The sequence below is a fragment of the Kribbella sp. NPDC002412 genome (assembly GCF_053592935.1).
In genome coordinates, this window is the sequence record NZ_JBSFBL010000073.1 from 21646 (window position 1) to 28820 (window position 7175).

The 7175-nt window shown below is 70.5% G+C and carries 7 protein-coding genes and 1 pseudogene; 5 read left to right on the top strand and 3 right to left on the bottom strand.

The window, feature by feature from the left end; genetic code table 11:
• Positions 1-50: 50 nt before the first annotated feature.
• Positions 51-752 (top strand): FadR/GntR family transcriptional regulator, encoded by a 702-nt coding sequence (locus ACWCOV_RS37045; protein ID WP_449834038.1) that lies wholly within the window; start codon positions 51-53, stop codon positions 750-752.
• The gene (locus ACWCOV_RS37050; protein WP_449834039.1) at positions 749-1513 is read left to right on the top strand and encodes a sulfite exporter TauE/SafE family protein; all 765 of its coding nucleotides are present in this window, start codon (positions 749-751) and stop codon (positions 1511-1513) included. Before ACWCOV_RS37045 ends, ACWCOV_RS37050 begins: the two co-directional genes overlap by 4 nt.
• Here ACWCOV_RS37050 and ACWCOV_RS37055 read toward each other — a convergent pair.
• The gene (locus ACWCOV_RS37055; protein WP_449834040.1) at positions 1510-2460 is read right to left on the bottom strand and encodes an ElyC/SanA/YdcF family protein; all 951 of its coding nucleotides are present in this window, start codon (positions 2458-2460) and stop codon (positions 1510-1512) included. The two genes, ACWCOV_RS37050 and ACWCOV_RS37055, sit on opposite strands and share 4 nt — an antisense overlap.
• 272 nt (positions 2461-2732) lie before the next feature.
• On the opposite strand from ACWCOV_RS37055, the gene ACWCOV_RS37060 reads away from it, so the two are divergent.
• From ACWCOV_RS37060 to ACWCOV_RS37070, 3 genes are all read left to right on the top strand, one after another.
• Positions 2733-3035: a hypothetical protein gene (locus ACWCOV_RS37060; RefSeq protein ID WP_449834041.1), complete on the top strand. Its 303-nt coding sequence runs from the start codon at positions 2733-2735 to the stop codon at positions 3033-3035.
• A 75-nt stretch (positions 3036-3110) separates the two neighbouring features.
• Positions 3111-4349 carry a D-arabinono-1,4-lactone oxidase gene (locus ACWCOV_RS37065; RefSeq protein WP_449834042.1) on the top strand — a complete coding sequence of 413 codons (1239 nt, stop codon included), beginning with the start codon at positions 3111-3113 and terminating at the stop codon, positions 4347-4349.
• Between the two features lie 80 nt (positions 4350-4429).
• Positions 4430-5836, top strand: a complete 1407-nt coding sequence (locus ACWCOV_RS37070; RefSeq protein ID WP_449834043.1) for a PepSY-associated TM helix domain-containing protein — start codon at positions 4430-4432, stop codon at positions 5834-5836.
• On the opposite strand, the gene ACWCOV_RS37075 is transcribed toward ACWCOV_RS37070, so the two are convergent.
• Positions 5825-6295 carry a MarR family winged helix-turn-helix transcriptional regulator gene (locus ACWCOV_RS37075; protein ID WP_449834044.1) on the bottom strand — a complete coding sequence of 157 codons (471 nt, stop codon included), beginning with the start codon at positions 6293-6295 and terminating at the stop codon, positions 5825-5827. The two genes, ACWCOV_RS37070 and ACWCOV_RS37075, sit on opposite strands and share 12 nt — an antisense overlap.
• Positions 6292-7175, bottom strand: a pseudogene (locus tag ACWCOV_RS37080) (nicotinate phosphoribosyltransferase); the annotation flags it as partial. The gene ACWCOV_RS37075 and the pseudogene ACWCOV_RS37080, both read right to left, overlap by 4 nt.

Consider the following 7175-nt stretch of genomic DNA (forward strand, 5'->3'; position numbering starts at 1 on the left):
AGTGGCCTAGCCAATAGCCCAATGGGCCAGTTGTCAATAAGCTAGGGCTCATGGACTCGCCGCGCTTCCCCCGTCCGGTACTGCGGTCACGCCTCTACGAACAGGTCGCCGAGCAGATCTCCACCTGGATCAAGGAGAACGGCCTGCTGCCCGGTGACCGCCTGCCACCGGAGCGGGAGCTGGCCCAGCGGCTCGGTGTCAGCCGGGCGACGCTGAGCCAGGCGCTGGTCGCGCTCGAGGTGATCGGCGTGGTCGTCGTGCGGCACGGTGACGGGACGGTGCTGACCGAGCGGGCCCGGACCGGAGCGGTGATCGAGGCGATCCGCGCCCACGCCGACCGGTTGCCGGAGATCATCGAGGCCCGCGACGCGCTCGAGTCGAAGCTGGCCGCGCTGGCAGCGGTCCGGCGTACCGACGAAGACCTCACCGCGATCCAGGCGGCCCTGGACCAGATGGAGCGCGACATCGAGACCGGTGGGCGCGGGGTGGACGCGGACGAACAGTTCCACGGCGCGATCACCGCGGCGGCGCGGTCGGAGTTGCTCACCCAGATGATGGCGGCGATCCATGACCTGATCCGGGAGACCCGGCTGGAGTCGTTGTCCCAGCCGGGACGGCCGCGCGAGTCGCTGGCCGGTCACCGGAAGGTGGCGGACGCGATCGCGGCCGGTGACCCGGAGGCCGCGGCCCACGCGATGCACGAGCACGTCATGCTGGTCTCGGACGTCGCGCTGCTCCGCGAGCAGTCGTGACGGGTCCCGAACAGCTGGCGATTGTCGCTGCGGGGCTCGGCGCCGGCGTGCTGACGTCGACGGTCGGGGTGGCGTCGCTGCTCAGCTTCCCGGTGCTGATCGCGCTCGGGATCCCGCCGGTCGTCGCGAACGTGTCCAACACCGTCGGCCTGCTCCCGGCCGCGGCCAGTGGGTCGTTCGGGTACCGGCGCGAGCTTCGCGAAGTCCCGCGAGCCCATTCGATTGCCGTCGTACTGACCTGTGCGATCGGCGCGATCGGTGGCGCGGCGCTGCTGCTGGCGCTGCCACCCGGGGTGTTCGCGTCGCTGGCGCCGTGGCTGATCCTGTTCACCTGCCTGATCGTCGGCGTGCAGCCGTGGATCACGAAGTGGCTGCGGTCGCGGCACGAAGGCCCGCGCACCGAGCGGACCACGATGTCGCCGGCGACCACGTTCTTCGCTGCGCTGACCGGCGTGTACGGCGGCTACTTCGGCGCCGGCGCGGGCGTGATGATGATGGCGGTGCTCGGCCTCGGCCTCGATCTCGACCTGCGCATCGTCAACGCCCTCAAGACCCTCGCGCTGCTGGCCGCGAACCTCGTCGCCGGCCTCATCTTCGTCTTCGTCGCCGACCTCGACCTGACCGCCGCCGGCCTCCTGGCCGCCGGCTCCGTCGTCGGCGGCTATGTAGGCTCCCACATCGGCCGCCGGCTCTCGGCGACCTTGTTGCGCGTACTGATCGTGCTGGCCGGCGTGACCGCCGCCGTACTCATGCTGCGCTAGAGGTGCTGGGTGATGGCGGCGGCGGTGATCAGCAGGCAGATCGCGCCGTTGAGGTAGCGGTGGGTGTAGAGGATGGCGATGAATTCGCGGATGGTTGCTGTTGGCCAGTAGTAGGTGGCGGTGGGGGAGCCGACGACCTGGCCGTTGACATTCGCTTTTCGGGCGGTGAGGGCGGCGCGGAAGGCGTGGAAGTTGTTCGTCACGATCAGGCAGCGGTACTTCGGCTTCCGGGCGACCATCAGCTCGCGGCTGAAGGTCAGGTTCTCCCAGGTGCTGGTCGCCTTGTCCTCGCGCAGCAGCCGGTCGGCCGGGACACCGCGCTCGATCAGGTACGACGCCATCGCGTGCGACTCGGGGATGTCCTCGTCCGGGCCCTGGCCGCCGGAGGTGATGATCACCGGTGAGCGGCCTCTACGGAGAGCCCGGTCGTACACCTGCTTCGCGCGGTCCAGCCGGCTCGCGAGCAGCGGCGGGACGCGGGAGCCGCGCAGGCCGGAGCCGAGGACGACGATGAAGTCGACCTTCCGGGAGGAGCGGACCCGGCTGTAGACGAAGGCGTAGGCGAGGAAGCAGACGAACAGGAACGAGATGTAGGTCAGGACGCCGATCAGGACCGAGCGGACCGCGGCGAGTGGTTCCCAGCCGAGCTGCTGGACCGCGATGCCGAAGACGACGAGGGCGATGATGCCGAGACCCGCGGCGAGGCTGAGCAGGTTGGCCGGGCGGCGGCCTTCGCGGCGCAGCATGGTGACGCCGTTGATCACCAGGAACACCGCGAGCACGGCGATCGTCACCGGGATCGCGGCCAGGATCGCGACCACGAGCAGCCGGGCGGCGGTGTCCGAGACCGCGTCCAGCGCGAAGATCACGCCGAGTCCGGCGAACATCAGCGTCAGCACCAGAAAGATCCCGTTCCGGAACAACCGCCGATCCCGCCAGAAACTCAAGCAGAACACCAAGAACCAAAACCCGGCCGCCCCGAAACAGATGATCATCAACAGACATCCAAGCACGGCCTACGGCCGATCCCGAGGATCACCGGCCTCCGGCCAGGCTGGGGTGGAGGCACCGCCGTCCCGGGGCGAAGGTTGCCGGCCTCCGGCCAGGCTGGGGTGGGGGCAGGCCCCCTGCCGAGCCGGAGGATCACCGGCCTCCGGCCGGGCTGGGTGGGGGCGCTCTGCGGTGCAGGGCGGACGAACACCGCGTGGAGGTCGGGTCGGTGGGCGAGCGGTTCGGCCATCGCGCGCTGTCCGCCGAGTCGCGAGTTGTCGCCGTGAGCAACGAGCGATTCGTCGTACGACGTACCGAGCTCGTCGCGGTAGCCCTGCAGCCGCTGCACCCCGCCCGGCGTGTCCAGCGGCCCGGTGATCGTGGCGATCTGCCCTGGACCGCGGTGGACGGCGCCGGCTGGGATCCCGCGGACCCGTCCTCCGGCAACGCGTGGGAGAACCAGGCACTCTTCGATTTCACCGGCAAACTGCTCCCCACCGCCCGAAACCTTTCGCCGCACTCCAAGGGATAAGACCCTTCTGCCCCGGCCTCGGCGGATGTGCGAGAGTCGGGGCCGGGAGTGCCGGGCGAGAAGAAGGGGTGACCGATGACGCAGCTCACCAACTGGGCCGGGAACATCAGCTTCGAGAGTCCGCTCGAGCGGCCGGCGTCGGTGCCCGAGTTGCAGGAGCTCGTCGCCCGGAGCGAGAAGGTCCGCGTCCTCGGCACCGGCCACTCGTTCAACCGGATCGCCGACAGCACCGGCACCCTGGTCAGCGTCGCGGACCTGCCGAAGGTGATCGAGGTCGGCGACGGCGGCGTGACCGTCTCGGCCGGGCTCCGGTACGGCGAGATCACCGCGGCCCTGCAGTCCCGGGGACTCGCCCTGCACAACCTCGGCTCGCTGCCGCACATCTCGGTCGCCGGCGCCTGCTCGACCGGGACGCACGGCTCCGGCGACACGAACGGCCCGCTGGCAGACGCCGTCAGCGCGATCACCTTCGTCGACGCGTCCGGCGAGCTGGTGACGCTCACCCGCGGCGACGCCGACTTCGCCGGCTCGATCATCTCGCTCGGCGCGCTCGGCGTGACGGTGAGCCTGACTCTCGACGTCCAGCCGTCGTACGACATCAGCCAGGTGGTGTACGACGGTCTGCCGGTCGATCGACTCGGATCCGACTTCGCCGAGGTGATGGGCAGCGCGTACAGCGTCAGCGCGTTCACCGACTGGGTCGACCCGGACGTGATGGTCTGGCGCAAGCAGCGCGCGGGTGCGCCGATCGAGACCGACTGGCTCGGCGCACATGTCGCCGACGGGCCGCGGCACCCGATCAAGACGATGCCGGCCGACTACGCCACCCAGCAGGGTGGCGTGCCAGGGCCGTGGAACGAGCGGTTGCCGCACTTCCGGCTCGAGTTCACCCCGAGCAACGGCGACGAGCTGCAGTCCGAGTACTTCGTGCCGCGGGCCAAGGCGGCCGAGTCCTTCGAGGCTTTGCGGGCCCTGGGCAACCAGCTGGCACCGGTCATCCAGGTCTCCGAGGTACGTACGATCGCCGCCGACGAGCTGTGGCTGAGCCCGAGCCAGGGCCGCGACACCGTCGCCCTGCACTTCACCTGGATCCAGGACGAGGCTGCCGTACGCCCGGTCGTGCTCGCGCTGGAGGAGGCGCTCGACCCGCTCGGCGCCCGGCCGCACTGGGGGAAGGTGTTCGCGGCCGACGCGGCGTACCTGCGGTCGTGCTACCCGAAGGTTGCCGACTTCATCGACCTGGCCGCGAAGTACGACCCGTCCGGCAAGTTCCGCAACCCGTACCTGGACACCTACCTGCCCTCTCGAGCCTGATCCGGCGACGAGAGCAAAGAGAAATCTGACGGCAACCGGGGTGGTTGTCGACGGCAACACAGGGCCGTCACAGTGACGGAATGCACCGCATTGCTGACGCTCTGTCCCACCTCCGGCCGCTGCTCGTGCGGTTGCACTTCTATGCGGGGATCCTGGTCGGCCCGTTCCTCCTCCTGACGGCGCTGACCGGGTTCCTCTACGCCCTCGCCCCCCAGATCGAGAATGCCCTGTACCGCGACACGATCGCGGTCGAGAGCTCCGGTACGACGATGCCGCTCAGCCAGCAGGTCGCGGCCGCTCGGGAGCGACAACCGGAGGGCACGCTGCTCGCCGTACGACCTGCCGCGGGGCCGGGTGACACGACCCGGGTGCTGTTCGGCGTGCCTGGTCTCGGTGAGTCGGAACGCCTTGCGGTGTTCGTGAATCCGGGCAACGCCGCCGTCACCGGCGAACTGGTTGCCTATGGCTCCAGTGGCGCGCTGCCGTTCCGCACCTGGCTGTCGAACCTGCACCGCAGCCTGCACCTCGGCGAGCCCGGGCGCGTCTACAGCGAGCTGGCCGCGTCGTGGCTGTGGGTCGTCGCCCTGGCGGGACTCGTGCTGTGGTGGACCGGACGCCGTACCGGTTCCCGGGTGCGGGTGCAGCGGTCCGGGAGCGCGCGACGCCGTACGTTGTCCTGGCACGGCGTCCTGGGCACGTGGGTGATCCTCGGGATGCTGTTCCTGTCGGCGACCGGTCTCACCTGGTCTCGCTTCGCCGGCGAGAACGTGGGCGAACTGCGGGCCGCCCTCGACTGGAAGACTCCGTCGGTCAGTACGGCGCTCACGTCGGCCGACCACGCCGGACACGAGGGGCACACCTTCCCCGGCGGTGAGGTCGATCCCTCGGTCGACGAGTGGGACCAGACAGTGCAGTCGGCACGCTCGGCCCAGCTGGACGGACCGCTCGAGATCGCGGCGCCGAAGCAGGCGGGTACGTCGTTCGTCGTCCAGGAGATCGGGAAGGCCTGGCCCACCCAGGCCGACGCGGTCGCGGTCGATCCGATGTCGGGGAAGGTCGTCGACGTCGTCCGGTTCGCCGACTACCCGCTCGCGGCGAAGCTGTCGCGGTGGGGGATCGACGCGCACATGGGCCTGCTGTTCGGTCTGCCCGACCAGCTGTTGTTGCTGGTCGTCGCGGGCACCATCGTTGCGATGGTGGTCTGGGGCTACCGGATGTGGTGGCTCCGGCGGCCCACGCGGGGCCACGTGCTGCGCTTCGGCCGTCCGGCTCGGCGCGGGGCGTGGCGGCAGCTTCCGGTGCCGGCGGTCGTCGTGGTCCTGGCGATCGCGGTCGGCTCGGGGCTGTTCATGCCGCTGTTCGACATCAGCCTCGCGGCGTTCGTGGTGGTCGACCTGCTGGTCGGCTTGTACCGATGGCGGACAGCGGAGGCCGAGCCGTCGGCTGACGAGGGCCCGGCGAAGGAAAGCGAAGAGCTACTCGTGTGAGATCGGCTCGAGGGTCGTCGTTATGGTCCACAGCAGGTTGCGGAGCACACGACGGTCCTCGGGAGAGAGCGCGGCGAGCGCGCGGCGGCCGGCTCGGTCGTAGATCTCCTGGACGGTCTTCGCCAGCTCGATGCCGCGGTCGGTGAGCTCGATGCTGACCTGGCGGGCGTCGGTCGAGTTCTTCACCCGGCGGACCAGGCCGGCGGTCTCCATCCGCTGGGTGGTCTTGGTCGCGGTCGGCACCTCGACGTCGAGCACCTTCGCCAGCTTCGCGACCGGCAGCGAGCCGAGGTGCAGGAGCTTGGCCAGCACGAGCTCCTGCCCGGTGTGCAGGCCGGTGCCGGCCAGCTCCTCGGCGACTGCCTTGCGGGCCGCCCGGTCCGCGAACCGCATCGCGACCAGCACGTCCGCCTCACTGGCCGGCGCGTCGGCGGGCCAGGCCTGGGGTTCGGTGCTCACGTGTGGCTCCGGGGCAGGAACGGGTTCCGGGCGTCGTAGTCGCCGATGTACTCGGTCGGGATGGCGGCCTCGCCACGGCTCAGCTGGCTGGCGTAGCGGGGGAGTTCGTCACGGACCTTCAGGTGGTGCGCCTGGGACTCCTCGGGCGTGGTGCGGCCGACGATCTTGCCGCCCTCGACCAGGAGCTTCAGCAGCTCGCGGTCGTCACCGTCGTCCGTCGGCGGCTCGCCGACACCGATCAGCTCGACCTCGGCGACACCGGTCGCCGTGCGCCGGCGAAGCGCCCACTTGCGACCGCCGATGGAGATCTTGTCCGGGCTCTTCTTCGCCACCGGGACCAGCGCGCCGTCGGCGTCCTCGCGGGCGACCAGCTTGTAGACGAACCCGCTCGTCGGGTAGCCGCTCCCCGTGACCAGCGAGGTGCCCACGCCGTACCCGTCGACCGGCGCCGGCGCCAGGGCGGCGATCTGGAACTCGTCCAGGTCGCTGGTGACGATGATCCGGGTCCTGGTCGCGCCGAGCGAGTCCAGCTGCTCGCGGACCTGGCCGGCCAGCGACGGCAGGTCGCCGGAGTCCAGCCGGACCGCGCCGAGCTCGGGCCCGGTGATGCCGATCGCGGTCCGGACCGCCTCGGCCACGTCGTAGGTGTCCACCAGCAGCGTCGTTCCCTTGCCGAGGGCATCGACCTGGGAGGTGAACGCGTCCCGCTCCCGGTCGTGCAGCAGGGTGAACGAGTGCGCCGCCGTACCGGTGCTGGGGATGCCGAACCGGCGGGCCGCCTCCAGGTTCGAGGTGGCGGTGAAGCCGCCGATGTACGCCGCCAGCGCGGCGGCGACCGCCGACTCCTCGTGGGTCCGGCGGGAGCCCATCTCGATACACG

Coding starts and splice junctions, on each gene's coding strand:
- ACWCOV_RS37045 (WP_449834038.1), top strand. CDS start 51: ATGGACTCGCCGCGCTTCCCCCGTCCGGTACTGCGGTCACGCCTCTAC.
- ACWCOV_RS37065 (WP_449834042.1), top strand. CDS start 3,111: ATGACGCAGCTCACCAACTGGGCCGGGAACATCAGCTTCGAGAGTCCG.
- ACWCOV_RS37070 (WP_449834043.1), top strand. CDS start 4,430: ATGCACCGCATTGCTGACGCTCTGTCCCACCTCCGGCCGCTGCTCGTG.